At 67.2% G+C, this 25,385-nt stretch carries 31 protein-coding genes; 16 read left to right on the forward strand and 15 right to left on the reverse strand.

Going from position 1 to position 25,385, the window contains the following annotated elements; translation table 11 throughout:
- Positions 1–4: 4 nt before the first annotated feature.
- Positions 5–463, reverse strand: a complete 459-nt coding sequence (locus tag WV31_RS12670) for a Spy/CpxP family protein refolding chaperone (RefSeq protein WP_145980862.1) — start codon at positions 461–463, stop codon at positions 5–7.
- 84 nt (positions 464–547) lie between these two features.
- Here WV31_RS12670 and WV31_RS12675 point away from each other — a divergent pair, with 84 nt between their 5' ends.
- Positions 548–1,132 carry a Crp/Fnr family transcriptional regulator gene (locus WV31_RS12675; RefSeq protein ID WP_085373901.1) on the forward strand — a complete coding sequence of 195 codons (585 nt, stop codon included), beginning with the start codon at positions 548–550 and terminating at the stop codon, positions 1,130–1,132.
- 70 nt (positions 1,133–1,202) lie between these two features.
- Here the strand turns inward: WV31_RS12675 and WV31_RS12680 are convergent, their stop codons facing one another.
- The 5 genes from WV31_RS12680 to WV31_RS12700 all read right to left on the reverse strand — a co-directional run bounded on the left by WV31_RS12680 (position 1,203) and on the right by WV31_RS12700 (position 4,790).
- Complete coding sequence (locus WV31_RS12680; protein WP_085373902.1) at positions 1,203–1,553, reverse strand: helix-turn-helix domain-containing protein; 351 nt, start codon at positions 1,551–1,553, stop codon at positions 1,203–1,205.
- A complete protein-coding gene (locus tag WV31_RS12685) occupies positions 1,550–2,140 on the reverse strand; it encodes a Smr/MutS family protein (protein ID WP_085373903.1) in 591 nt (196 codons plus the stop codon). The genes WV31_RS12680 and WV31_RS12685 overlap by 4 nt, the downstream gene beginning before the upstream one ends.
- Complete coding sequence (locus WV31_RS12690) at positions 2,137–2,880, reverse strand: hypothetical protein (RefSeq protein ID WP_085373904.1); 744 nt, start codon at positions 2,878–2,880, stop codon at positions 2,137–2,139. The genes WV31_RS12685 and WV31_RS12690 overlap by 4 nt, the downstream gene beginning before the upstream one ends.
- 75 nt (positions 2,881–2,955) lie before the next feature.
- Positions 2,956–4,134: a murein transglycosylase A gene (gene mltA / locus WV31_RS12695; RefSeq protein WP_085373905.1), complete on the reverse strand. Its 1,179-nt coding sequence runs from the start codon at positions 4,132–4,134 to the stop codon at positions 2,956–2,958.
- Positions 4,131–4,790, reverse strand: coding sequence for a Tim44/TimA family putative adaptor protein (locus WV31_RS12700; protein WP_085373906.1), 660 nt, complete (start codon positions 4,788–4,790; stop codon positions 4,131–4,133). Before WV31_RS12700 ends, mltA begins: the two co-directional genes overlap by 4 nt.
- Before the next feature lie 67 nt (positions 4,791–4,857).
- Here WV31_RS12700 and WV31_RS12705 point away from each other — a divergent pair, with 67 nt between their 5' ends.
- Both WV31_RS12705 and secB read left to right on the forward strand, forming a co-directional pair.
- Positions 4,858–5,343 (forward strand): FxsA family protein, encoded by a 486-nt coding sequence (locus WV31_RS12705; protein WP_085373907.1) that lies wholly within the window; start codon positions 4,858–4,860, stop codon positions 5,341–5,343.
- Positions 5,344–5,403: 60 nt separating this feature from the next.
- Positions 5,404–5,877, forward strand: coding sequence for a protein-export chaperone SecB (gene secB / locus WV31_RS12710; RefSeq protein WP_085373908.1), 474 nt, complete (start codon positions 5,404–5,406; stop codon positions 5,875–5,877).
- A gap of 123 nt (positions 5,878–6,000) precedes the next feature.
- Here the strand turns inward: secB and dnaQ are convergent, their stop codons facing one another.
- From dnaQ to WV31_RS12735, 5 genes are read right to left on the reverse strand one after another with little or no spacing between them, the layout of a single operon-like run.
- Positions 6,001–6,696, reverse strand: a complete 696-nt coding sequence (gene dnaQ, locus WV31_RS12715; protein ID WP_085373909.1) for a DNA polymerase III subunit epsilon — start codon at positions 6,694–6,696, stop codon at positions 6,001–6,003.
- Between the two features lie 30 nt (positions 6,697–6,726).
- Positions 6,727–7,341, reverse strand: a complete 615-nt coding sequence (gene coaE, locus WV31_RS12720; protein WP_085373910.1) for a dephospho-CoA kinase — start codon at positions 7,339–7,341, stop codon at positions 6,727–6,729.
- On the reverse strand, positions 7,338–8,177 hold the full coding sequence (locus WV31_RS12725) for a shikimate dehydrogenase (RefSeq protein ID WP_085373911.1): 840 nt from the start codon (positions 8,175–8,177) through the stop codon (positions 7,338–7,340). The genes coaE and WV31_RS12725 overlap by 4 nt, the downstream gene beginning before the upstream one ends.
- Complete coding sequence (locus tag WV31_RS12730; protein WP_085373912.1) at positions 8,174–8,764, reverse strand: Maf family protein; 591 nt, start codon at positions 8,762–8,764, stop codon at positions 8,174–8,176. Before WV31_RS12730 ends, WV31_RS12725 begins: the two co-directional genes overlap by 4 nt.
- A complete protein-coding gene (locus WV31_RS12735; protein WP_085373913.1) occupies positions 8,761–9,615 on the reverse strand; it encodes a pyruvate, water dikinase regulatory protein in 855 nt (284 codons plus the stop codon). The genes WV31_RS12730 and WV31_RS12735 overlap by 4 nt, the downstream gene beginning before the upstream one ends.
- Positions 9,616–10,023: 408 nt before the next feature.
- Here WV31_RS12735 and hemE point away from each other — a divergent pair, with 408 nt between their 5' ends.
- From hemE to rho, 4 genes are all read left to right on the forward strand, one after another.
- Positions 10,024–11,064 carry a uroporphyrinogen decarboxylase gene (gene hemE, locus WV31_RS12740; protein WP_085373914.1) on the forward strand — a complete coding sequence of 347 codons (1,041 nt, stop codon included), beginning with the start codon at positions 10,024–10,026 and terminating at the stop codon, positions 11,062–11,064.
- Positions 11,065–11,068: 4 nt separating this feature from the next.
- Entirely contained in the window at positions 11,069–12,082 is a 1,014-nt protein-coding gene (gene hemH, locus WV31_RS12745) for a ferrochelatase (RefSeq protein ID WP_085373915.1), read from the forward strand.
- The gene (gene hemJ / locus WV31_RS12750; protein WP_085373916.1) at positions 12,076–12,513 is read left to right on the forward strand and encodes a protoporphyrinogen oxidase HemJ; all 438 of its coding nucleotides are present in this window, start codon (positions 12,076–12,078) and stop codon (positions 12,511–12,513) included. Before hemH ends, hemJ begins: the two co-directional genes overlap by 7 nt.
- A gap of 204 nt (positions 12,514–12,717) precedes the next feature.
- A complete protein-coding gene (gene rho, locus WV31_RS12755; RefSeq protein WP_011386897.1) occupies positions 12,718–13,974 on the forward strand; it encodes a transcription termination factor Rho in 1,257 nt (418 codons plus the stop codon).
- A 123-nt stretch (positions 13,975–14,097) separates the two neighbouring features.
- Here rho and WV31_RS12760 read toward each other — a convergent pair whose 3' ends face one another.
- The 4 genes from WV31_RS12760 to WV31_RS12775 form a co-directional block, all read right to left on the reverse strand.
- Positions 14,098–14,475 (reverse strand): hypothetical protein, encoded by a 378-nt coding sequence (locus WV31_RS12760; protein WP_085373917.1) that lies wholly within the window; start codon positions 14,473–14,475, stop codon positions 14,098–14,100.
- 62 nt (positions 14,476–14,537) lie between these two features.
- Positions 14,538–15,515: a quinone oxidoreductase family protein gene (locus tag WV31_RS12765; protein WP_085373918.1), complete on the reverse strand. Its 978-nt coding sequence runs from the start codon at positions 15,513–15,515 to the stop codon at positions 14,538–14,540.
- Positions 15,512–15,964 carry a methylated-DNA--[protein]-cysteine S-methyltransferase gene (locus WV31_RS12770; RefSeq protein WP_085375567.1) on the reverse strand — a complete coding sequence of 151 codons (453 nt, stop codon included), beginning with the start codon at positions 15,962–15,964 and terminating at the stop codon, positions 15,512–15,514. Before WV31_RS12770 ends, WV31_RS12765 begins: the two co-directional genes overlap by 4 nt.
- Before the next feature lie 8 nt (positions 15,965–15,972).
- Entirely contained in the window at positions 15,973–17,988 is a 2,016-nt protein-coding gene (locus WV31_RS12775) for a thioredoxin domain-containing protein (RefSeq protein WP_085373919.1), read from the reverse strand.
- Positions 17,989–18,077: 89 nt separating this feature from the next.
- Here WV31_RS12775 and WV31_RS12780 point away from each other — a divergent pair, with 89 nt between their 5' ends.
- The 9 genes from WV31_RS12780 (at position 18,078) to WV31_RS12820 (ending at position 25,298) form a co-directional block, all read left to right on the forward strand.
- Positions 18,078–18,329, forward strand: a complete 252-nt coding sequence (locus WV31_RS12780) for a DUF6489 family protein (protein ID WP_085373920.1) — start codon at positions 18,078–18,080, stop codon at positions 18,327–18,329.
- A gap of 2 nt (positions 18,330–18,331) precedes the next feature.
- Complete coding sequence (locus WV31_RS12785) at positions 18,332–18,673, forward strand: (2Fe-2S) ferredoxin domain-containing protein (RefSeq protein WP_085373921.1); 342 nt, start codon at positions 18,332–18,334, stop codon at positions 18,671–18,673.
- A gap of 13 nt (positions 18,674–18,686) precedes the next feature.
- Complete coding sequence (mnmE, locus tag WV31_RS12790; RefSeq protein WP_085373922.1) at positions 18,687–20,012, forward strand: tRNA uridine-5-carboxymethylaminomethyl(34) synthesis GTPase MnmE; 1,326 nt, start codon at positions 18,687–18,689, stop codon at positions 20,010–20,012.
- 26 nt (positions 20,013–20,038) lie between these two features.
- The gene (mnmG, locus tag WV31_RS12795) at positions 20,039–21,895 is read left to right on the forward strand and encodes a tRNA uridine-5-carboxymethylaminomethyl(34) synthesis enzyme MnmG (RefSeq protein WP_442915440.1); all 1,857 of its coding nucleotides are present in this window, start codon (positions 20,039–20,041) and stop codon (positions 21,893–21,895) included.
- A 46-nt stretch (positions 21,896–21,941) separates the two neighbouring features.
- Entirely contained in the window at positions 21,942–22,559 is a 618-nt protein-coding gene (gene rsmG / locus WV31_RS12800; RefSeq protein WP_145980864.1) for a 16S rRNA (guanine(527)-N(7))-methyltransferase RsmG, read from the forward strand.
- Entirely contained in the window at positions 22,540–23,337 is a 798-nt protein-coding gene (locus WV31_RS12805) for a ParA family protein (RefSeq protein ID WP_085373925.1), read from the forward strand. The genes rsmG and WV31_RS12805 overlap by 20 nt, the downstream gene beginning before the upstream one ends.
- Positions 23,338–23,341: 4 nt before the next feature.
- Positions 23,342–24,286 carry a ParB/RepB/Spo0J family partition protein gene (locus tag WV31_RS12810; protein WP_085373926.1) on the forward strand — a complete coding sequence of 315 codons (945 nt, stop codon included), beginning with the start codon at positions 23,342–23,344 and terminating at the stop codon, positions 24,284–24,286.
- 163 nt (positions 24,287–24,449) lie between these two features.
- Positions 24,450–24,806 carry a hypothetical protein gene (locus WV31_RS12815; protein ID WP_085373927.1) on the forward strand — a complete coding sequence of 119 codons (357 nt, stop codon included), beginning with the start codon at positions 24,450–24,452 and terminating at the stop codon, positions 24,804–24,806.
- Positions 24,807–25,298 (forward strand): YchJ family protein, encoded by a 492-nt coding sequence (locus WV31_RS12820; protein ID WP_085373928.1) that lies wholly within the window; start codon positions 24,807–24,809, stop codon positions 25,296–25,298. It abuts the gene before it with no gap.
- Positions 25,299–25,385: the final 87 nt, after the last annotated feature.

Consider the following 25,385-nt stretch of genomic DNA (forward strand, 5'->3'; position numbering starts at 1 on the left):
TCCCTCAGTGATGCCGCAGGTGGCGATACTGCGCCACCTGTTCCGGCGTCAGTGCCTCGGCCATGGCCAGATGGGTCCGCAGATGGACCCAGCGCAAACGGCCCTGAAGAGCGGCGATCTCGGCCACCAGGGTTTCGGCCCCTGCCCCGTCGGCGGCGAAGGCGGAATCCAGGCGGCTTTCCCGCTCCACCACCTCCCGGCCGAGAGGAATGGCCTCGGCCTTCATGGCCGCCACCAGCCCGACGGCGGTTTGGCGCTGCGCCTCGCTCAGACCCAGGGAATCGGCATGCTCCAGCACATGCAGGGGTCCCGGCTTGCCGTTCATCTCGGCGGGCATGGACAGGCCCATGCCGCGCCCGGCCAGTAGCCCCTCCATCTGCTGCGGCGACAGCCCGCTGGGGAGGTCGGCCGCGTAAGCCGGCAGGGCGATCAGGACAAGGACGGCGGCAAGAACGCTCTTCATGGAAACCTCCCGGAACGGCATGTCTCAACCATAGGCAAGACACGGCCCTTCTCTTATGATCCCGATCATAATCCGGAGGATGGCATGGACGATTGGGGCAAGGTCCTGGACGGTATCGGCGGATCGACCCGCCGCCTGAAGGCGGGCGAGGCGCTGTTCCGGCGCGGCGACGAGGCCCGCGCCGTGTTTCACGTGGAGCAGGGCCGCCTGCGTCTGGCGCGCTTCGGCGCCGACGGCTCGGCGGCAACCCTGCACGTGGCCCGCGCCGGCTCGCTGTTCGCCGAGGCCGCCCTGTTCGCCTCCCATTACCATTGCGACGCCGTGGCCGAGACCGAATCCAGGGTGCGGGCATTCCCCAAGGCGGCGCTGCTGCTTTACCTGCGCGCCCATCCCGACCTCAACCTGGCCTTTTCCGCCTATCTCGCCCGCGAGGTGCAACGGCTGCGCGGCCGTCAGGAGGTGATGCGCCTGCCGGGAGCGCGCGACCGGGTGGTGGCCTGGCTGACCCAGCTGGGCGCCGCCGAGGAGGCGATCACCCTCGACCGCCCCATTTCCGTCGCCGCCCAGGAAATCGGCCTGACCCACGAGGCGCTTTACCGCACCCTGGCCGCCCTGGTGGCCGAGGGAAAGCTGGAGCGTCCAGACAAGCGGGTGTTCCGGCTGAGATGATGGGGCTATCGCCCGAACCCATTTGGAGGCGCAGCCTCCAAACCTCCAGTTTCTTGAAACCATGGGGATTTTACTCCCCCAGCACCTTCAGCAGCCGCGCCACCACCTCTTGCGGCATGTCGCGGATGGTCTGGCCCAGACGGTTGGCCAGCTCGGTATGGGCGGGCGACAGGCCCGAGGTGTCCAGGGTCACCTTGGGATGGGAGAGATCCGCCAGGGCCTTCAGCTCCTCGGCCTCGTCCCAGATACAGCCGAGATAACCGCAGATCTGCATCACCAGGCCGGGGGCCGGACGGCCGCGATGGCCGTGCTCCAGCGCCGAGAGATAGGCGGCCGAGATGTGCAGGTCGGCGGCCATCTGGCGCAGCTGGATGCCCTTGGCGTCGCGCAGCGACCGGACCTTACTGCCGAACGGGGTCATAACCGCTGCCGCCGGATCAGGACGTAAAGCGCCCCGTCGCCGCCGTGACGGGGCTGGGCATAGGAAAAGCCCAGAATGCGTTCGCGCAAGGGAGTCTGGTTCAGCCAGCGCGGCACCTGGGCGCGCAGGATGCCGTGGCCCTGGGATCCCTTGCCGGTCACCACCAGGACGCAGCGCCGCTGCTGAACCCAGCAACGCTGGATGAAGGCCAGCAGCTGGGCGTGGGCCATATCCTGGGTCAGGCCGTGCAGGTCGATGTCGGCCTCGATCTCCATCTCGCCCTTCTTCAGTCGCTCGGCCGAGCGACGGTCCAGGCCGGGGGAATTGCCGTGGCGCAGCTCGCCATGTCCGTGACGCGGCGGCGCGGGGGGATGGGCGGAAGGCCGGGCCGGCGGCGTGCCGGGCGGCGGCGGCGGCGAGGCCACCGGCTCGGGTCCGGTCTCGGTACCAGGCGGCGGCTCGGCGGGAGGAGAGCGGCCGGGCAACGGCTGGGCGTCGGCCACCACCGCCTTCCACACCCGGATCTCGTCGGCGCTGACCACCCGGCGGCGGGGCTGGCGCGGCTCGACCAGACGTTTCGGGCTCATGATCCCGGCACGACCTCGTCGCGCGGCGGGTCCTCGTCGGTGACCGAGGCCCAGCGGTCGCCGGGCTTGGGGCTGGGCGGGGCCATCACCTCGGGCTCGGCGGCGGCGGCGGGCTGAATGGAATCGGCCAGGGGCGCGGTCTCCACCACCATGGCGGGGGCCGGTTCGGAAGCCGGTTCCGGCTCGGACGGCGCCGGCGCCGGCTGGGCGGGCGGCGCGGTCATGCGCGGACCGGCGGGAACCGGGGCGTTGGCCATGGGCGCCTGGGCCTGGGTCTCGCCCTCGCCGAGATTGCGGCGGATGAACTTGCGCCAGTCGCCCTTGGGCGCCAGGCAGGGGGCTTCGTTGACGCCCTTGACCACCAGGGCGATGCCGCCCAGCTGCCACAGGGTGACGAATTGCTGGTAATTGCCCATCAGATAGGCCAGCGCCCGGGTCTTCAACCGCCACGCCACGTAGTATTTGTTGCCGTAAAGATGGGCCAGCACGCACAGCGTCATGGCGATGATGCCGGTGGCGACGCCGGTGGCCAGCAGGATCACCAGGGCCAGGGTCGATTCGATGGTCAGCGGCAGCAGGTGGTCCCAGTGCTGATGCACCGGCGAGCCCTGGAAATCCAGCAGGCGGGGATCGGTGTAGACCTGGACCTGGCCGGCGCGGATGGCGGCGCACAGCTGCTCGTGCAGCAGCTCCTCCTCGCGCCCCTTGCGTTCCCGCCACTCGGCCAGCAACCGGCTCATCGCCTTGATCCGCTCCGTCCTGAAATCATCATGGTTACGGCGAAGGATGGAGAAGAGGGGGCCGGAAGGCAACCCCTACCTCTCGTCCACCTGCGCCAGCCGGGGGGAACGGGCCCGGGGCAGGAACACCACCAGACGGCCGGGACTCTTCATCTTGCCGGCGATCTGGAAGGCGGTCTCGCCCGCCCCCCAGAAGACGTCGCCGCGCACCGGGCCCTTGATGGCGGCGCCGGTATCCTGGGCCATCATCAGGCGCCGCAACGGCCGCCCCGCCGGATCAAGGCTGTCCACCCAGACCGGCGCGCCCAGCGGCACGAAGCGGGGGTCCACGGCCAGCGAACGCTCGGGCGTCAGCGCCACGCCCTCGGTGCCCAGGGGTCCGTCGGTGGCGGGATTGGGGCTGTAGAAGATATAGCGGGGATTGCGGCTCAGCAGGGTGCGGCCTTCCTGAGGGTTGGCCTTGAGCCAGGCGCGGATGGCCGGCATGGAGGTGTCGGTGCCAAGCTTGCCCTCGTCCTTCAGCACCTTGCCGATACCGACGAATTTGTGGCCGTTGCTGCCCGCCACGCCGAGCCGGATCACCGTGCCGTCGTCCAGGCGCACCCGGCCCGAACCCTGGATATGCATGATCGCCAGATCCACCGGATCGTCGGTCCAGGCCAGCACCGGGGCCTTGCCGGCCAGGGCGCCCCGCTCGATCTCGGCGCGGGTGTGGTAGGGCACCAGCTTGCCGTTCTCCATCCGGCCGATCACCGGCTCTTCCGGCCCGGCCTTGGTGACCACCAGATCGTTGGGCTTGCCGTGAATGGGCTGGGTATAGGGGCCCTTGCGCTGACGCGATCCCCTGATCTCCGGCTCGAAATAGCCGGTGAACAGCCCCTCGGTCCGGCCCTCGTTGGTGACCTGCCAGGGGGTGAACCAGGTCTCGAACATGAGGCGCGCGCCGGTGTGGTCGCCGGCGGCCACCCGCTGGGCGGCGGCGCAAGGCGAATACCAGTCGGCGGCCGTGCCGCCCAGGCCCTCGAAGCCGATGGACCTGTCCACCGGCAGCTTGGTGATGCGATTGCACGATTTCAAAAGCGCGGGCAGCGCCTGGGCGGTGTCGTCCTCGGACCAGCCGGGCAAGCGGTCATAGGAGATGGGCTGCAGCACCATGCGATCGGGGCCGGGCAGCGGCGGCCTGGGAGCCGGCTCCGGCGTGGCGCAGCCGGCCAGGGACGCGGCCAGCAGCAGGGCGGCTGCCCTCGTCCTCATGGCTCGGGAGTATGGGTGGCGGCCAGGGCCCAGTTGGGATCGGTGGAGCGGGTATCGCGGCGGAAGGTCCACTGGTCGACCACGTCGATGACCCGCTCGGGATTGCCTTCCACCACCTCGCCCTTGGCGTCGCGCAGCGCGTTGACCTGTTCGCTGACGAAACGGATGGTCAGGGCGGCGAAGCGGCCGTCCATGCCCGCTTCCACCAGTTCGGCGGAGCGGATGCCCACCAGTTCGGTCTGCAGCGTCTCGCCGTGCTGGCGCCGGGCGTCGATGGCGTCGCTGAAATGGCGGTAGACGTCGGGAGCCAGCAGCGGCTGCAGCGTCGCCTTGTCCCCATGGGCGAAGGCGATGACGATCATCTCGAACGCCGCCTTGGCGCCGCCTAAGAACACATCCAGGTCGAAGCCGCGGTCGGCGGCGCGGATGGCGGCCAGACCCTGGCCCAGCGGCGATTCGGCCGGCGGCTCGGACGCCGAGCGGCGGACGCTTTGCAGATCCACCACGTTATCGGCGGCGGAATCCGGCGGCGCCCACTGTTCGGGCGGACGCTCGGCGCCGGTGCGCTTGCCCAGCACGCTACGCAGGCGCAGCACCAGGAAGGCGGCGACCATGGCGAAAAATACGATGTCGAGAAGATGATAGCCGTCGTTCATCAGGCCGGTCCGGGGTAGAGTGCAAGTCCAGTCAAAGACATAAGGCGGGTTGGGAGAAAGAGCAAGCATGGCATGGGCTTTCCTGGTCGGCGTGCTGACCTTGCCGGTGGCGGAGATCATGGTGTGGATCCGCGTGGCCGATGCCATCGGCGGGCTGGCCACCGTGGCTCTGACCGTTCTGGCCATCCTGGCGGGCTCGGTCCTGCTGCGCCGGGGCGGGCTGGGCATGGTGCTGCAGGTGCGGGCCAACGCGGCCAGGGGCGAGCCGCCGGGGCCAAGGGTATTCGACGAGCTGTGCATCGCGCTCGCCGGGTTCCTGCTGCTGCTGCCCGGTTTCATTTCCGACGCCATGGCGGTGCTGGTGATGTTCCGGCCGGTCCGGGTGCTGCTGCTCGGCGCCCTGCTGTCGCGCATCGTGGTGGCCAATCCGGGTGCCGCCCCCCAGGCCCCCCACCCCCAGGCCGGCCCCACCGTCATCGACGGCGAATACGAGATCATTCCTCCCGAATCCTCCCCGTCACCCTCGCCGGATCACAAGCGGCTTGAGCCTTAAGGATGTCCGTGCTACGCCCCTTGGCAGCCCTTTGAACGATCTTCCTTTCCGGAGAGCACCATGACCGACGCCCAGACGCCGTCCGAGGATCTGCCCCAGCTGCAGGTCAACATGCAGTATATCAAGGACCTGTCCTTCGAGATTCCCGGCGCCCCCCACTCGTTCATCGAGATGCAGGGCAAGAACCCCGAGATTCCGATCCATGTGGACGTCAACGTCGCCAATGTGGGCAACAACGCCTACGAAGTGGTGCTGCACCTCAAGGTCGAGGCCCTGCTGGACGGCAAGGCGCTGTTCATCCTGGAACTGGCCTATGCCGGCGTGTTCACCCTGAACCTGCCGGAAGAGCAGATTCACCCGGTGCTGCTGATCGAATGCCCGCGCCTGCTGTTCCCCTTCGCCCGCAACATCGTGGCCGACATGACCCGCGACGGCGGCCTGCCGCCGCTGCTGCTGCAGCCGCTGGATTTCGTCCAGCTCTACCGCGCCCGCGTGGAGGAGATGAACGCCCAGCAGGCCGCCGGTCAGGCCTGATTTCCGGGGCATTATTGGGCCATCGCCCAAACCCATCCGGGGCGAATGCCCCGGACCCCATTTTAGTTCAGGAATGGGGTTTGGGGCCCTTGGCCCCAAGCGGATGCGGGCGGCAGCCCGCCTTTATTCCCTGAGCCACACGGCGTTCTTGAGCTTGGCCACGAACGCCGTGTGCGCCGCGTTTTCCTCCTCGGTCGGGGCGTGGGGCCGGGGGCTGCGGAACTCCCGCTTGACCTGAACCGCCGAAGCGGCGGTGGCGGCATTGCTGCCGCCATTGCCCTTGCCACCCCCCAGCTCCAGACCCGGCTGACGGCCGCCGATCAGCTGCAGATAGACCTCGGCCAGCAATTCCGAATCCAGCAGGGCGCCGTGCTTGGTGCGGTGGGTGTTGTCGATCTCGAAGCGGCGGCACAGGGCGTCCAGGTTGGCCTGGGCGCCGGGAAACTTCTTGCGCGCCATGAGCACCGTGTCGATGGAGCGGCTCATAGGCAGGGGCGGAAAGCCCAGCCGCGCCAGCTCGGCGTTGAGGAACCGCATGTCGAATTCGGCGTTGTGGATCACCAGCGGCGCGTCGCCGATGAATTCCAGGAAGTCGGCAACGATCTCGGCGAACAGCGGCTTGTCCGCCAGGAACTCGGCCGACAGGCCGTGGACCTTGAACGCCTCCTCCGGCATGTCGCGCTCAGGGTTGCAATAACGGTGGAAGACGTTGCCGGTGGGCAGGTGGTTGAACAGCTCGACGCAGCCGATTTCCACCAGCCGGTGACCCGACAGCGGGTCGAAGCCGGTGGTTTCCGTATCGAGCACGATCTCGCGCATGGCACTGCCCTTTCATCAATGACTCTCGGGCTATCGCCCGGACCCATTTGGGGCGATGCCCCGCATTTCTTGAACCAAAGCCTTCAACCGCTTCCACGCCGGACCTTTGCCCAATCCGGTGGGAATCACCACGTCGGCCCTGCGGCGTTTTTGCTCATCGGGCATCTGCTTGGCAAGCACCGCGTCGAGACGGGCCCGCGTCATGCCCGGCCGGGCCAGCACGCGGGCGGCCTGGAGGAAGGCCGGCGCGCTGACCACCGCCACCAGGTCGCAACGCGCCTCGCCATGGGTTTCGAACAGCAGCGGGATGTCCAGAACCACCAGTGGCGTGCCATGACGGCGATGCCGGGCCAGGAACTCGCGCTCGGCGGCGCGGACCAGGGGATGAACTATGGCTTCCAGCCGCTTCAGCGCCACGTCGTCGCCGAACACCCGGGCACCCAGCGCCGCCCGGTCCACCGCACCGTCCGCTCGCAGCACGCCGGGAAAGGCGGCACTCACCGCCGCCACCGCCTTGCCGCCCGGAGCGAACAGCGCATGCACGGTGGCATCGGCGTCGTGGACCGGCACGCCCAGGCGGCGCAGCATGGCGGCCGCGGTGCTCTTGCCCATGCCGATGGAGCCGGTGAGACCCAGAATCTTCATGACGACAGCACGAAGCTCCGCAATTCGTCGGTGACCTGGGGCCGCTGGCCGAACCAGGCGGCAAAGCCGGGCACCGCCTGATGCAGCAGCATGCCCAGCCCGTCCACTGTCCGGTTGCCCCGCGCCCGGGCGCGGGCCAGCAGATCGGTTTCCAGCGGCACATAGACGATATCGTTGACCAATGCGGTGATCGGAAGGGCCGCGAGGTCCAGATCCAAAGTCGACTGACCGGTCATGCCCAGCGTGGTGGTGTTGACCAGCAGGGCACAGCCGTCCAGCATTTCCGCCCGTTCGGCCCACTCCACCACCCGCACCGGCCCACCCAGATCGGCGGCCAGGGCCTCGGCCCGTTCCCGCGAGCGGTTGGTGAGGCGGATTTCCGGCACCCCGGCATCGGCCAGCGCCGCCACCACGGCGCGGGACGCGCCGCCGGCGCCGATCACCGCCGCCGGACCGGATGCGGGTGCCCAGGCCGGGCAGCCCTGGCGCAGATTCTCGAAGAAGCCGTAGGCATCGGTATTGCGCCCCTCCAGCGACCCGTCCGCACCCGCCACCAGGGTGTTGACCGCGCCGATGCGCGCCGCCAGGGGATCGAGGCGGTCCACCAGATTCATCACCGCCTCCTTGTGGGGAACGGTGACGTTGGCGCCGGCGAAACCCATGCGGGGCAGGGCGCGGATGACGGTTTCCAGATTCTCGGGCGCCACGCCCAACGGCAGATAGGCGCCGTCGATGCCAAGCTTCTCCAGCCAGAAGCCGTGCAGGCGGGGCGAACGGGAATGGGAGACCGGCCAGCCCAGCACCCCGGCCAGTCTGGCCTTGCCCGATACGATCATGGAACCAGCTCTCCGTTCTCGCGCAGGAAATCCATCAGGGCCAGCAGCGGCAGGCCCAGGATGGTGAAGAAATCGCCCTCGACGGTCAGGAACAGCTGGGCCCCCAGGCCTTCCAGCTGATAGGCCCCCACCGAGGACAGTACCACGTCCCCCGCCTGCTCCAGATAGCGGTCGAGGAAGGCTTCGCTGAAATTGCGCATGGTGAGCCTGGCGGATTCGGTGTGGTGCCATACCCGTCTTCCGTCCCGGACCGCCACCACGGCGCTGGTCAGGCGATGGGTCTTGTGGCGCAGCGCCAGCAATTGCTCCCGCGCCGCTTTTATGTCCGCCGGCTTGTCGAACCACGCGCCGTCGCAGTCGAGCATCTGGTCGGCGCCGATCACCAATGCGCCGGGATGATGGGAAGAGACCCGCATGGCCTTCAACTCGGCCAGCACCTCGGCGACCCGGGCGGGATTGCGGGTCTCGGCGGCCAGCGAATCCTTGACCGCCTGCTCGTCCACCGCCGCCACCTGGACGGTGAAATGGATGCCGGACTCCGCCAGCATGCGGGCGCGGGCGGCGCTGCCCGAAGCCAGGACGATCATGACGGGGCGCTCTCCGCCTTGATGCCGTTCCTGATGCCGCTCTTTTCCAGATGGCGCTCGTAAAGCTGGATGATGGCGGCCGAGGCCTCCTCGATGGAGCGCCGGGTCACGTCCACCACCGGCCAGCCCAGGCGCGAGAAAATGCGGCGCGCCTGCTGCACCTCTTCCTTGACCTTCTCGAACTGGGCGTAATCGGCTTCCTCTTCCTGATTCAGAAGCCGCAGCCGGGCACGACGGATATCGGACAGGCTCTTGGGGTCCTTGGTCAGACCCACCACCAGCGGCTTCCTGGCCCGCTCCAGCTCCGGCGGAAGCGGCACGCCGGGCACCAGGGGATAATTGGCGCATTTCAGGCCGCGATTGGCCAGATACATGCAAGTCGGCGTCTTGGACGAGCGCGACACCCCCACCAGCACGATGTCGGCCTGATCCACCAGTTCGATCAGCTGGCCGTCGTCATGGGTCAGGGTGAACTGCATGGCGTCGATGCGGCGGAAATACTCGGCGTCCAGCTGGTACTGGCGGCCGGGCAGGGCGGTGACCTCCACGTCGAGGAAGGCCGACAGCCCGGCCATCACCGGGTCCAGCAGCGAGATGCAGGGAATGCCGCGATGGCGGCAGGCCTCTTCCAGCAGGCCGCGCACCGCCCCGTCCACCAGGGTGAAGAACACCAGGCCGGGCTTGTCCTCGATGCCGGCGATGACCCGCTCCACCTGGCCCTGGGTGCGGACCAGCCACCAATTGTGCTGGATGGGCTGCACGCCCTCGAACTGGACGAGGCAGGCGCGCACCACCGAGGTGACCGTCTCGCCGGTGGCGTCGGAAACGAGGTGAAGGTGAAAGCTGCGCATGGCTGTGGATAACCCGCAAGTCCGTGGATAAGGGGGGGTCTCGGCGGGAGGCGGGAAAACGCTCCCCGCTCGCCCCGATTCCATGGAGGCACATCCCCCCATGTCCAAAACCGTTCCGCACTCCCCGACAATAGCGTGAATTACCGTTCGCCACACCCGATTTCCCCATTTTCCCCATCGGATGAAGACGTGAAAAAACAACGTGATGGCCGTGTTGCAGCGCACTCTTCCACAGGCCGCCCCCCATACGGGAGAAATCGGGGAAAGCCTGTGGACGGCTTTGGCAAAATGTCCAATCCCCGTTATCCACAGGCATCAACAGACCACAGCAACCTTTTCTCTAAACCTTAAAGTCTGTAAGAGAGAGCCATCCCCAGCCCGAGAGGCCCCAGCTCCGAGGAAACGCCCGTGTCCAGCCCGTCCAAGCCCTTCCTCCGCGCCCTCGCCGGCGAAACGCTTACTCCCCCGCCGTTCTGGCTGATGCGCCAGGCCGGACGCTACCTGCCGGAATACCGCGCCACCCGCGCCGAGGCCGGGAGCTTCCTGGACCTGTGCTACAATTCCGATCTCGCCTGCGAAGTCACCCTGCAGCCCTTGCGGCGCTATGGCTTCGACGCCGCCATCCTGTTCTCCGACATTCTGGTGGTTCCCGACGGGTTGCGTCAGCATGTTGCCTTCAAGGAAGGCGAAGGTCCGGTGTTGACGCCCATTCGCTCGGCAGAGGATCTGAGCGGTCTCGACATCTCGGGCCTGCACGACCATCTCGCCCCGGTCTACGAAACCGTCAAGAAGCTGTCGGCCGCCATTCCCAAGACCACCGCCCTGATCGGCTTTGCCGGCGCACCCTGGACGGTGGCCACCTACATGATCGAGGGCAGCGGCTCCAAAGACTTCGCCAAGGCCAAGGGCATGATGTTCGGCCAGCCGGAGCTGTTCGCCCGCCTGATGGACCTGCTGGTCCGGGCCACCGGCGATTATCTCATCCGCCAGATCGACAACGGCGCCGAGGCCATCCAGATCTTCGACACCTGGGCCGGCGCCCTGCCCGAGGACATGTTCGAGCGCTGGGTGATCGGCCCGACCCGCGCCCTGGTGGAGCGTATCCGCGCCGAGCGGCCGGGCATTCCCGTGATCGGCTTTCCGCGCGGTGCCGGTTATCTCTACAAGCGCTATGTGGCCGAGACCAAGGTCAACGGCGTTTCGATCGATCCTTCGGTGCCGCTGGACTGGGCGGCGGCCGAGTTGCAGACCCAATGCACGGTCCAGGGCAATCTCGATCCCATCCTGCTGGTGGCCGGCGGCGAGGCGCTGGACGCCGGCATCGACCGGGTGCTCAACGCGCTGGCCAAGGGACCGTTCATCTTCAACCTGGGCCACGGCATCACGCCGCCCACGCCGCCGGACAACGTGGCGCGGCTGGCCGAGCGGGTTAAGGGCTGGAAGGGCTGAAACCATGAGCTTGGCAGGGGGCAGGAAGACGGCCGTCGTTCTGTTCAACCTGGGCGGACCGGATTCGCTCGAGGCGGTGAAGCCGTTCCTGTTCAACCTGTTCAACGATCCGGCCATCATCGGGGCGCCGGGTCCCATCCGCTGGCTGCTGGCCAAATACATCTCGGCCAAGCGGGCGCCGGTGGCGCGGGGCATCTACCAGATGCTGGGTGGGCGTTCGCCCCTGGTGCCGGAGACCGAAGCCCAGGCGAGGGCGCTGGAGCATGTGCTGGGCCACGGCTTCAAGTGCTTCATCGCCATGCGCTACTGGCATCCCTTCACCCATGAGGCGGTGGCCGCCATCAAGGAATGGGGGGCGGACGAAGTGGTTCTGCTGCCGCTTTATCCCCAGTTCTCATCCACCACCACCGGGTCCTCGCTCAAGGAATGGCGCAAACAGGCGGAAAAGCAGGGCCTCGTCGCGCCGGTCCGCATGGCCTGCTGCTATCCCACCGAGCCCGGTCTGGTGGACGCCATGGCCGATCTGGCCAGGACCGGTCACGAGGAAGCGGCAGGCGCCGGCAAGCCCCGCATCCTGTTCTCCGCCCACGGCCTGCCCAAATCGGTCATCGACAAGGGTGATCCCTACCAGGCCCAGGTGGAGCTGACCGCGGCCGCCGTGGCGCGGGCCACCGGCATTGCGGATCTGGACTGGTCTATCTGCTATCAAAGCCGGGTGGGCCCCATGGAATGGATCGGCCCCAGCACCGAGGAAGAACTGGAACGCGCCGCCAGGGACGGCGTGCCGGTGGTGATCGTGCCGGTGGCCTTCGTCTCCGAGCATTCCGAGACCCTGGTGGAACTGGATATCGAGTATCGCCACAAGGCCGACCAGTTGGGCATTCCGGCCTATGTGCGGGTGCCGGCGCTGGGCTGCCATCCCGCCTTCATCCGGGGGCTGGCCGACGTGATTCACCGGCCGCAGGCCTTTACCGGTCAGGCCTGCAAGCATTTGGGACGGAGTTGTCCGGCATGCTGAGCGGCTCGGCCTATCTGTGGATCAAGGCGGTGCACATCATCGCCATCATCTCGTGGATGGCGGGACTGCTCTATCTGCCGCGCCTGTTCGTCTATCACACCACGGTCAAGCCGCGCTCCGAGGCCTCGGAAACCTTCAAGATCATGGAACGCCGGCTGATCAAGGCGATCATGACGCCCGCCATGGTACTGGCCTGGACCCTGGGTCTGGTCATGGCGGTGGATGCGGGCCTGTTCTCCCAGGGCTGGTTCCACCTCAAGCTGGCCTGCGTGGTGGGCATGACCATCGCCCATTTCTTCCTGGCCCGCTGCAAGGATTCCTTCGCCGAGGACCGCAACACGAGATCGGAGAAGTTCTATCGCGTCATCAACGAGGTCCCCACCCTGCTGATGATCGTCATCGTCATCGTGGTGATCGTCAAGCCGTTCTGAAAGGTTTTGACAGCACCGCCGGCTTTGGCTAATGCTCTAGCGAATCTTCCAGGGCGGCCAACACGCCCGTTTCCCACCATCCCCCTTTTCGCGCCGGATCATTCGTATCCGTTCCTGATCGGCAGCCGGTCCGCTCCAGTTCGGACCCGCCCCACCTTAAGTCCGATCGATCGCGCGGAATATCCATCTGTACGGATTTCTCCCATGCACTTGCAGGACCTGAAGAAGAAGACCCCGGCCGAACTCCTGGCCTTCGCCGAAGAGCTGGAGGTGGAAAACGCCAGCACGCTTCGCAAACAGGACATGATGTTCGCCATCCTGAAGCAGCTGGCCGACAACGACACGCCCATCTACGGCGACGGCGTGCTGGAGATCCTGCAGGACGGTTTCGGTTTTCTCAGGAGCCCCGAGGCCAACTACCTTCCCGGTCCCGACGACATCTATGTCAGCCCCAGCCAGGTGCGCCGCTTCGGCCTTCGCACCGGCGACACGGTGGATGGCCAGATCCGGGCACCCAAGGACGGCGAGCGCTATTTCGCCCTCTTGAAGGTCAACAACATCAATTTCGAGGACCCGGAAAAGGTCCGCCACCGCATCAACTTCGACAACCTCACCCCGCTTTATCCCGACGAGAAGCTGAAGCTGGAGATCGAGGACCCCACCCGCAAGGATCTCACCACCCGGGTGATCGATCTGGTGGCCCCCATCGGCAAGGGCCAGCGCGCCCTGATCGTCGCCCCGCCGCGGACCGGCAAGACCGTGATGCTGCAGAACATGGCGCACGCCATTTCGCTCAATCACCCCGAGGTCTATCTGATCGTGCTGCTGATCGACGAGCGGCCCGAGGAAGTGACCGACATGGCCCGCTCGGTGAAGGGCGAGGTCATCTCGTCCACCTTCGACGAACCGGCGTCGCGCCACGTCCAGGTCACCGAGATGGTGCTGGAAAAGGCCAAGCGCCTGGTCGAGCATAAGCGCGACGTGGTGATCCTGCTGGATTCCATCACCCGTCTGGCGCGCGCCTACAACACCGTGGTGCCTAGCTCGGGCAAGGTGCTGACCGGCGGCGTGGACGCCAACGCGCTGCAGCGTCCCAAGCGCTTCTTCGGCGCGGCCCGCAACATCGAGGAAGGCGGCTCGCTGTCCATCATCGCCACTGCCCTGATCGACACCGGCTCGCGCATGGACGAGGTGATCTTCGAGGAGTTCAAGGGCACCGGTAACTCGGAAATCATCCTGGACCGCAAGCTCTCGGACAAGCGCACCTTCCCGGCCATCGACATCACCAAGTCGGGCACCCGTAAGGAAGAGCTGCTGGTGGACAAGGGCATCCTGTCCAAGATGTGGGTTCTGCGCCGCATCCTGATGCCCATGGGCGTGGTCGACGCCATGGAATTCCTGGTGGACAAGCTCAAGCACTCGAAGAACAACGGCGACTTCTTCGAAGCGATGAATTCGTAGAATCCAAACCAATATCGTCACCCCCGGACTTGATCCGGGGGTCCATGGATGGCCGGGTCAAGCCCGGCCATGACGACGGAGAAAGAAATACGCCGGTCAAAAGACCGGCGTATTTTTCATGTCTCAATGATGCCCGGATGTCCGGCGCCGGTGATGGCGGCGGTGGCTCTGGCTCAACAGATCATCCGAAGGGCCGTCGTCGTCGGAGCGCCGACGCCACAGATGCATGCCGCCGGCCAGCAGCATGGGCGGCACCACCACGATGGCGATACGGCCCAGCATGTTGAAGAACGAATTGCGGTCGGTGTCGATGACCACCTGGTTCTTGCATTCATAGCGTTGCTTGAAGGTGCCCGAGCAGTCGCGCAGCCGTTCCTTGACCGTCTCCGACGAGTGGTTTTCCACCGTGCCGGCGGGAAGATTGGCGAACTGGTCCCAGCCCGCCCAGGCCATCCAGGCCAGACTGACCACCGTCACCATCACATTGCCGATCTTGGACACGCCTTCCCTCCAACCCCGGGTGAACCCCGAACCCGGAGACTACTATCCTTTCGGAAGGGCCCTCACGGCAAGAGGAGAGTGGAGCCGGTGGTCTTGCGCGCTTCCAGATCGCCATGGGCCCGGGGCGCGTCCCTCAGGGCATAGGTCTGGTTGATCTCCACCTTGACCGCGCCCTTTTGCACCACCTCGAACAGCTGGTTGGCCGAGTCCACCAGATCGGACCGCTTGGCGGTATAGGCCATCAGCGAGGGCCGGGTCAGGAACAGCGAGCCCTTGGCCGCCAGCAGGCCGGTGTCCAGAGGCTCGACCTTGCCCGAGCTTTGGCCGAACGACACCATCATGCCGAGCGGCCGCAGGCAGTCCAGGGACTTGAGGAAGGTATCCTTGCCCACGGAATCGTAGACCACCGGCACGCCCTCGCCCTTGGTGATCTCGCGCACCCGGGCGACGAAATCCTCGGATTTGTAGAGGATGGGATGGTCGCAGCCGTGCGCCCTGGCCAGCTCGGCCTTTTCCTCCGATCCCACCGTGCCGATCACGGTGGCGCCCAGGTGCTTCGCCCATTGGCAGACCAGCAGGCCGACACCGCCGGCGGCGGCGTGAATCAGGATAGTGTCGCCCTTTTGCACAGGGTAGGTCCGGCGCAGCAGATACTGGGCGGTCATACCCTGCAGCATCATGGCGGCGGCCTGGCGGTCGTCGATGCCGTCGGGCAGCTTCACCAGCCGGTCGGCGGGCATCAGGCGCATTTCGGCATAAGCCCCCAGGGGCGGATTGGCGTAGGCCACCCGGTCGCCGGTCTTGAACTCGGTGACGCCGTCACCCACCGCCTCGACCACACCGGCGCCTTCCAGGCCGGGGGTGAAGGGCAGCGGCGCGGGATAAAGTCCGGTGCGGTGATAGACGTCGATGTAGTTGAGCCCCACGGCGGTGTGGCGCAGCAGTACCTGGCCGGTGGCGGGGGTTCCGACCTCGACCTCTTCCCAGACCATGACCTCGGGGCCGCCGGGCTGGTGGATGCGGATGGCGTGACTTTTCACTTGAGGGTGACTCCTTCGTGACGCAGCAGGAATTCCTTGGTCTCGACGCCGTCGATGCCGGAATAGCCGCCCATGGCGCCATTGGCCGCCAGCACCCGGTGGCAGGGAATGATCACCGGAATGGGATTGCGGCCGCAGGCGCCGCCCAGCGCGCGCGGCGCGGTGCCCAGTTCCTCGGCCAGTTGGCCGTAGCTTCGGGTCTGGCCGAAGGGAATCTTCGCCAGCGCCGCCCAGACCTTTTGCTGGAACGCCGTGCCGTGGGGGGCGAGCGGCAGGTCGAAATCGGTGCGCTTGCCGTCGAAATATTCCTCGAGCTGGTCGCGGGCCCTGAGCAGCAACGGCGTCTCGTCGTTTTCGGGCAAAAAGCCCCAATCCACGGCGACGATGGCGCCATCGGCCTCGAACAGGGCCAGCGGCCCGATGGGGGAGTTGAAGGCAAGCTGCGGCATGGCGGCGGTCACTTCTCGCTGAGCAGGGCGGCCAGTCGCTTGGGATCGGTGACCGGTGCCTTGCAGGTGGAGCCCCGGCAAATATAAGCCGCCGCCTTTCCCTCCACCAGCGACTTGCCGTGGGCCGGGTGGCCCGGGGGCAGGCAGGTGCCGTCCTCGACGCGCAGCAGCGAGACCGGGGGAAGCGGCGTGGCGGCGAAGGCGCCGAGCAGGGCCAGGCCGCCGGGATCGTCCAGGGGCCCGACGATCACCACCTGCAGCGGTTCGGCCAGGATGGTGAAGGCGCCGAGCAGCGAGGTCATGTGGGGGATCTGCTCCGGGATGGCGGCGGCGAAGGAATCGATCACCGCCTGGGAACGCTCGCGCCACGCCTCGTCGCCGGTGGCCAGCCACAGCCGGGCCAGGGCCTCGGCCATCATGCCGTTGCCGCTGGGCACCGCCGAGTCGAAGGTGGGCTTGGTGCGGATCACCACGTCGGTGGCGTCCTCGGCGGAATGGAAGTAACCGCCGCCGTCCTTGTCCCAGTGATGGGCGTGAACCTGTCCGGCCCAGGCCTTGGCGCGGTCCAGGTAATCGGGGCGGGCGGTGATCTCGTAAAGCGCCAGCGCCGCCAGGATTGCCCAGCCGTAATCGTCGAGCACGGCGGCGGTCTCGGCCCGGCCCTGGCACAGGGAATGGGCCGGGCGTCCGTCGGGACGGGTCATCTTCTCGGTAATGATCCCGAAGGCATGCTCGGCGGCGGCCAGCCAGTCGGGGCGGTCGAAGGCCAGCGCCGCCTCGGCCAGGGCGGCGATCATCATGGCGTTCCAGTCGGCCAGCACCTTGCCGTCGCGGCCCGGCCACACCCGCTTGTCGCGCTCGGCCAGCAACGCCGCCTTGGCCGCCGCCAGCGGGCCATCGTCGCCACCGCCCCTGGGGTGGTTGCGGTGCAGGATGTTGCGCCCCTCCCAATTGCCGTGGGGCTGCACGCCGTAGAGCTTGCAGAACTCGGAGGCGGTGTCGAGGTCGAGCAGGGCGGAAATTTCCTCCGACGTCCAGGTGTAGAACAGCCCCTCCTCGCCGTCGCTGTCCGCATCCAGCGCGGCGGCGAAGGCGCCACCCTCGGCCATCATGTCGCGCAACAGCCAACCCACCGTCTCGAAGATGCGGGCGCGGTAAAGGGGCGATCCGGTGTGCTTCCATACCTGGGTCAGCAGGGACAGAAGCTGGCCGTTGTCGTAGAGCATCTTCTCGAAATGGGGCACCAGCCAGGTGTCGTCGGTGGAATAGCGCATGAAGCCGCCGCCCAGGTGGTCGTAGATGCCGCCCTGGCAGATATGGTCCAGCGTCACCGTCACCGCGTCCCGAAGGCTGGAATTGCCGGTGCGCAAATAGGAATGCCACAGGAAGCGGAACAGGCCGGGCTGGGGGAATTTCGGCGCGCCCACCGTGCCACCATCCTCGAAGTCGATCAGGCGCAGGCACTGGGTGGCGGCCAGATCGACCACCTCCATGTCCAAGCCCATGGGGCCGGGCGAGCGGGCCATCTGCTCCAGCGCGCCCCGGATGCGCTCCACATTGTGGCCGATCTTTTCCGGGTCCTTGTGGAAGGTATGGGCGATGCCTTCCAGCACGTCGGGAAAGGCGGCCCGGCCATAGCGCGGCGTGGCGGGAAAGTAGGTGCCGCCCCAGAACGGCTCGGCGTCGGGGGTGAGGAACATGGTCAGCGGCCAGCCGCCGTGCTGGCCCATGAGCGCCAGGGCGTTCTGGTACAGCGCGTCCAGGTCGGGGCGCTCCTCGCGATCGACCTTGATGTTGACGAACAGGTGGTTCATCAGCCCGGCGATGCCTTCGTCCTCGAAGCTTTCATGGGCCATGACGTGGCACCAGTGACAGGCGGAATAGCCCACCGACAACAGGATCGGTTTGTTGGCGCGCTTGGCCTCGGCCAGGGCATCCGGCCCCCAGGCCCACCAGTGGACGGGGTTGTGGGCATGCTGCAGCAGATAGGGGCTGGTCTCGGCGGCCAGTCGATTATGGGACATTCCTTGATCCTTGAACGGCGGGACATTGCGCCCGAAGAGGCTAATGCTTAGTTTGGGTGGATGGGGGCCGAGCGCAAGACGAGGACGACATGAAGATCACCGTGGATGTGGACTGCACGCCGGAAGAGGCGCGGACCTTTCTGGGCCTGCCCGACGTCCAGCCCATGCAGCAAGCCTTGATGAAGCAGATCCAGGACCAGATGGCCGCCAGCCTGCATGCCATGGAGCCCGAGACCATGCTGAAGGTCTGGCTGCCCGCCGGCGTCCAGGGCATGGAGCAGTTGCAGAAGATGTTCTGGTCCCAGTTCGCCTCGGGCGGACAGCGTTCCAAGGAGAAGTGAGAGTGAGCCGTCTGCCCAGCGATCCGCCCGACTTCTTCCGGGTCCATGTCTTCATCTGCACCAACCGCCGTCCGGAGGACAACAAGCGCGGCTCGTGCGCCCAGAAGGGGTCGGAAGCCCTGCGCGAGCACATGAAGGACGCGCAGAAGAAGCTGGGCCTCAAGGATGTGCGCATCAATTCCGCCGGCTGCCTCGACCGCTGCGGCCAGGGGCCGGTGATGGTGATCTATCCCGAGGGCATCTGGTACAGCTTCAACACCATCGCCGACATCGACGAGATCCTCGACACCCATGTGGTCAAGGGCGGCCGGGTCGAGCGTCTGATGCTCGCCGCCCAGCCCTGACGGCCATCATCCCATGTCCGACACCATCTACGCCCTTGCCAGCGCCGCGGGGCGCGCCGGCGTGGCGGTGTGGCGGCTGTCGGGCGAGGGGACGGGCGAAGCGCTTGTCGCCCTGACCGGCAAGACCCTGCCCCAACCCCGCAAGGCGGTGCGCGCCCGCATCCGGGACGGGTCGGGCGAGGTGATCGACGACGGTCTGGTCCTGTGGTTCGCCGCGCCCCATTCCTTTACCGGCGAGGACGTGGCCGAACTGCACCTGCATGGCGGTCGGGCGGTGGCCGCCGCGCTGACCCGGCGGCTGGGCGAATTGGGCCTGCGCCCCGCCGAGCCGGGCGAGTTCTCGCGCCGGGCCTTTCTCAACGGCAAGCTGGATCTTACCCGCGCCGAGGCCATCGCCGATCTGGTGGATGCCGAGACGTCCGCCCAGCGGCGCCAGGCCTTGCGGCAGCTGGACGGCGGTCTGGCCGGGCTGGTGGAGGAATGGCGCGCGGGCCTGATCCGCGCCATGGCCCATCTGGAAGCGGTGATCGACTTCGCCGACGAGGACATCCCCGACACGCTGCTGGATCAGTCGGTGGCCGAGGTCCGCTCTTTGCGGGCCGAGATGGCGGGCCATCTGGACGGGCGCCGCAGCGGCGAGCGTCTCAGGGACGGCATTCACATCGCCATCCTGGGGGCGCCCAATGCCGGCAAGTCCAGCCTGCTGAACCGGCTGGCCGGGCGGGACGCCGCCATCGTCTCGGCCCAGGCCGGCACCACCCGCGACGTCATCGAGGTGCATCTGGATCTGGCGGGCTGGCCGGTGATCGTCGCCGACACCGCCGGCCTGCGGGAGTCGGATTGCGAGATCGAGAGCGAGGGGGTGCGCCGGGCCGAGGCCAGGGCGGCGGGGGCCGATCTCAGGCTCTGCGTCTTCGACGGGACTCTCTATCCCGATCTGGACGCCGCCACGCTGGAAATGATAGACGACGCCACCCTGGTGGTGCTCAACAAGCGCGACCTGATGGCGGGCGCGGTGCCGGATTCTGTCGCCGGACACCCGGTCCTGACCCTGTCGGCCAAGGGGGGGGAGGGGGTGGACGAGCTGGTCGCCGCCTTGTCCGGGATGGTGGAAAGCCGCTTCGCCGTGGGCTCGGCCCCGCTGCTGACCCGCGAGCGTCACCGCAAAGCGGTGGCCGAGGCGGTGGATGCGCTGGGACGGTTCAACCCGGAACTGGGTGTGGAGATGGCGGCCGAAGACCTTCGTCTCGCGGCGCGCTCGCTGGGGCGGATCACCGGCCGGGTGGATGTGGACGAAGTTTTGGACGTCATCTTCCGTGAGTTCTGCATCGGGAAGTGACTCCCCCTAGATATGGTGTGTTTCACGTGAAACAAACAAGCTCTTGCGATGTGGTGGTGATCGGGGCGGGCCATGCCGGGTGCGAGGCGGCGGCGGCGGCGGCGCGTTTCGGCGCGCGCACCGTGCTGCTCACCCAGCGGCTGGAAACCATCGGCGAGATGAGCTGCAACCCGGCCATCGGCGGTCTGGCCAAGGGCCAACTGGTGCGCGAGATCGACGCCCTGGACGGGCTGATGGGCCGCGTCATCGACCGGGCCGGCATTCAGTTCCGCATCCTCAACCGCAGCAAGGGACCGGCGGTGCAGGGACCCCGCGCCCAGGCCGACCGCAAGCTTTACCGCCTCGCCATGCGCGCCCTGCTGGACGAGACCGCCAACCTGTCCCTGCTCGAAGGCTCGGCCGAGGATCTGGTGATCGAGGACGGACGGGTCAACGGCGTGGAGCTGGCCGACGGCTCGACCCTTTCCTGCGGCGCGGTAGTGATCACCACCGGCACCTTCCTGCGCGGCCTGATCCATCTGGGCGAGAAGACCTGGCCCGCCGGGCGGGTGGGGGATGCGCCGTCGCTGGGCCTGTCTTTGGCGCTGGAGCGGGCAGGGCTGCCGCTGGGCCGGCTCAAGACCGGCACCCCGGCCCGACTGGACGGGCGGACCATCGACTGGGAGTCTCTCGATCGCCAGGAGGGCGACGATCCGCCGGTGCCGTTCTCCACCCTCACCGAACGGATCACCACGCCGCAGGTGGCCTGCGGCATCACCGCCACCACGCCCGCGACCCACGCCATCATCCGCGCCAATCTGGCTCGCGCCCCCATGTATTCCGGCCAGATCCAGAGCACCGGGCCGCGCTATTGCCCCAGCATCGAGGACAAGGTGGTGCGCTTCGCCGACCGCGAGCGCCACCAGATCTTCCTCGAGCCCGAGGGGCTGGACGACCACACCGTCTATCCCAACGGCATTTCCACCTCGCTGCCCGAGGACGTGCAGCTGGCCATGATCGCCACCATTCCCGGCCTGGAGCAGTGCCGGGTGATCCGTCCCGGCTATGCCATCGAGTACGATTTCGTCGATCCCCGGGCGCTGCACCGCTCGCTGGAGACCCGCGCCGTGGAAGGCCTGTTCCTGGCCGGCCAGATCAACGGCACCACCGGCTACGAGGAGGCGGGGGGCCAGGGTCTGCTGGCCGGGCTCAACGCGGCGCGCAAGGTGGCGGGGTCCGAGCCCCTGGTGCTTGACCGGGCCGACGCCTATCTCGGCGTGATGGTCGACGATCTGGTGAGTCTCGGCACCAGCGAGCCCTACCGCATGTTCACCTCGCGGGCCGAGTACCGGCTGCTGCTCAGGGCCGACAACGCCGACCTCCGCCTGACCCCCAAGGGGCGCGAGGCGGGCTGCGTGGGTTCGGAGCGCTGGGCCTCCTTCATGGTCAAGTCGGCGGGGTTGGAGCGGGGCAGGGCGCTGCTGCGAGGCCTCAAGGCCTCGCCCGACATGCTGCGCCGGCAGGGTCTCGAGATCAACCGGGATGGCGTGGTTCGCTCCGCCTGGGATCTGCTGGCCTATCCCGATCTCGATCTTGCCCGTCTCGCCCAGGTGTGGCCCGAGCTTGGCGGCTTGTCCGCCTGTGTGGTCGAGCAGCTGGAGATCGAGGGCAAGTATGCCAGCTATCTCGACCGGCAGGAGGCCGACATCCGGGCCTATCGCCGCGAGGAGGGGCTGGTCCTGCCCGCCGATCTGGATTACGACGCCATCGGGTCGCTGTCCAACGAGGTGCGACAGAAGTTCAAGGCGTCGCGGCCCGCGACCCTGGCGGCGGCGGCGCGCATTCCCGGCATCACGCCGGCGGCGGTGATGGCTCTGTTGGGGCATGTGAAGCGGACCGCCTAGATCTGGTGTTTCACGTGAAACACACCACAGCATGGGGAATCGGATTGTGGGTCCAGACGAGTTTCTAACGAAATCTGGTGTTTCACGTGAAACACTCGAGCGCCTGACGCTCTATGCCGAGCTGCTGGTTAAATGGCAGGCCCGCATCAATCTGGTGGGACCCGACACCCTGCCCGACCTGTGGTCGCGGCACGTCCTCGATTCCGCCCAGCTGTTTGCGCTGATACCCCCAAGCGCCAAACGGCTGGTGGACCTGGGCAGCGGCGCCGGCTTTCCCGGCCTGGTGCTGGCGGTGATGGGGGCCCCCGACGTACATCTGGTGGAGAGCGACGGGCGCAAATGCGCCTTCCTGCGCGAGGTGGCCCGGGTGACGGAAACGCCGGTCACCGTGGTCAACAGGCGCATCGAACAGGTGCCGCCCCTGGGCGCCGACGTGGTCACGGCCCGCGCCCTGGCGCCGCTGGACCGGCTGCTGGGCTGGGCCTTTCCCCATCTCGCCCCGGGGGGAGAATGTCTCTTCCTGAAGGGTAGGGGGGCGGAAGACGAATTGACCGCAAGTGCGAAAGAATGGAATATCACGGCGAGCCGGGTGCCTTCGCTCACCAATCCCGGCGGTCTTGTCCTTCATCTGCGTGAGGTATCCCGTGGCCGAGCCCAGCCGTAGCAGCGCCCGCGTCATCGCCGTCGCCAACCAGAAGGGCGGTGTGGGCAAGACCACCACCGCCATCAATCTGGCCACCGCCATGGCGGCGACCAAGAAGACGGTGCTGATCATCGATCTCGACCCCCAGGGCAACGCCAGCACCGGGCTGGGCGTCGACCGGTCCGAGCGCGACGTCAATTCCTATCATGTGATGCTGGGCGAGGCGGCCTTGGCCGACGCGGTGATCGCTACTTCCATTCCCGGGCTCTCCCTGGTGCCGTCGGGCATCGACCTGTCGGGCGCCGAGATCGAGCTGGTGGAGTTCGAGCGCCGCGAGCACCGCCTCAAGGACTCCCTGGCCGGGTCGCTTTCGGCTTACGACTACGTGCTGATCGACTGCCCGCCATCGCTCAATCTGCTGACCCTGAACGCCCTGGTGGCGGCCAATGCGGTGATGGTGCCGCTGCAATGCGAGTTCTTCGCCCTGGAAGGCGTCAGCCATCTGATCAAGACCATCGAACGGGTGCGTCAGGCCTTCAATCCCGAGCTGGAATTGCAGGGCATCATCCTCACCATGTTCGACAAGCGCAACAACCTGTCCGACCAGGTGGCCGCCGACGTGCGCGAGTATTTCGGCGACAAGGTCTACAAGACGGTGATTCCGCGCAACGTCCGGGTGTCCGAGGCCCCCAGCCACGGCAAGCCGGTGTTGCTCTACGACATGAAATGCACGGGGGCCGAGGCCTATATCAATCTGGCCTCGGAAGTGTTGAAGCGCGAACGGGAATTGAGGGCCTAAAAAATTGGCTGACGAAAAGAAAAAAGGCCTGGGGCGCGGCCTGTCCGCCCTGCTGGGCGATCACGCGGCTTCGGCCATCGCGGCGGTGACCAGCGCGGCGGCGGCCGGACCGGAAGGCCAGGCGGCCATCAAGGGCCTGCGCACCATGCCGCTGGAGCATCTCCAGCCGGGCAAGTTCCAGCCGCGCCGCACCTTCGACGAGGATCGCATCGCCGATCTGGTGGACTCGGTGCGGGAAAAGGGCATCCTCCAGCCGCTGCTGGTGCGCCCCCTGCCGGGCAATCCGGCTCGCTTCGAGATCATCGCCGGCGAACGCCGCTGGCGGGCGGCGCAAGGGGCCAAGCTGCACGAGGTTCCGGTCATCGTCCGCGAGCTTTCGGACCGCGAGGCCCTGGAAGTGGCGCTGGTCGAGAACCTGCAGCGCCAGGACCTGTCGCCCCTGGAAGAGGCCGACGGCTATCGCCGCCTGATGGACGAGTTCTCCCATACCCAGGAAGAACTGGCCAAGGCGGTGGGCAAGTCGCGCTCGCACGTGGCCAACATGATCCGCCTGCTGGCGCTTCCCGATCCGGTCAAGATCATGCTGGAACGGGGCGAGCTGACGGCGGGTCACGCCCGCGCCCTGCTGACGGCGGCGGACCCGCTGCGCCTGGCGCGTGACGTGGTGGCCCGGGCGCTCAATGTCCGCCAGACGGAAAAGCTGGTCAACGACGAGGGCAAGGCCAAGCCCAGCAATGGCGGCCGCCCCGCCGGTTCGGGCAAGGACCCGGACATCGCGGCGCTGGAACGCGACCTGACCTCGCAGCTGGGCTGCAAGGTGGCGATCCGCTCGCTGGGCAAGGGCGGGGAACTGACCATTTCCTATGGCTCGCTGGAACAGCTGGACGACGTCCTGGCCCGCCTGTCGCGTAATCCCGACCGGTCGGTCGAGGATCTGGACACGGTGTAGGCCCAGGGGGCCGCGCGGCTTATGCCGCGGAAGCCAAGCGGGCTATCAGCCCGCGCCCGGCGCTTGAGGGGCTGAAGGACACCCCAATCTCCCCTCTATGAAGACGCCGCCCGCCTTTGTAGTATAGGGCGGGCGGCACGGAAGAATCCGGGGGAGGCGAGGGATGGCGTCGGAACAACAAAACGATTCGCTCGATGCGTTGCTGGCCAATCTGCCGGACGACGTGGTCGAATCCTTCACCGCCGAACAGCGTGCCGCCCTGTGGAACGCCGCCAAGCCCATCAGCTGGCGCAAGCATCCCATCAACATCCGTATCACCTTTCCCTTCTTCGGGGGCCGCCACTTCGTCACCATCGTCGGCGGTTACGAGCGCCGGTCCATCGACCGCATCAATCGTGACCGCCACATGCACCCGCTGCGCACCGCCGGCAACGTGCTGTTCATGCTCGGCGTGGGCGGGGCCTTCTATCTGGCCGCCGTCATCGGCATCTTCACATTCTCCAACCTGATCGAGTTCTGAATGACGTCCTGTCCCTGCGGCTCCGGCCAGACCTTTGCATCCTGCTGCGAACCCTTCATCCTGGGCAAGGCCCTGCCGCCCAATCCGGAAGCGCTGATGCGCTCGCGCTATGCCGCTTTCACGGTGGCGGCCATCGACTATCTGCACGACACCCTGGCGCCCGACGAGCGTGGCGACTTTCATCGCGCCGAGACCGAGAAGTGGGCCAAGTCGTCCCAGTGGCTGGGCCTGACCATTCACGGCACCAGCGGCGGCGGGGAAGGCGAGACCGAGGGAACGGTGGATTTCACCGCCCGCTTCCGCATGGACGGCAAGAACGAGGCCCATCGCGAGCTGTCCACCTTCCGGCGCGAGGACGGCCGCTGGTACTACGTCTCGGGCCGCATCGGCGGCGCGCCGGTGGAGCAGCGCCGGGTGGCGGTCAAGGCCGGCCGCAACGATCCTTGCCCCTGCGGTTCGGGCAAGAAGTTCAAGAAGTGCTGCGGCGCGTGACCATGGTCGCTTGAAGTCGCCGTAACGCCAATGGCGTGAAAGGGCCGTGGATTTCCGCGGCCCTTTTTGCTGCTTCACCGGGAACGG

The organism is Magnetospirillum sp. ME-1 (assembly GCF_002105535.1).
GTDB lineage: Bacteria > Pseudomonadota > Alphaproteobacteria > Rhodospirillales > Magnetospirillaceae > Phaeospirillum.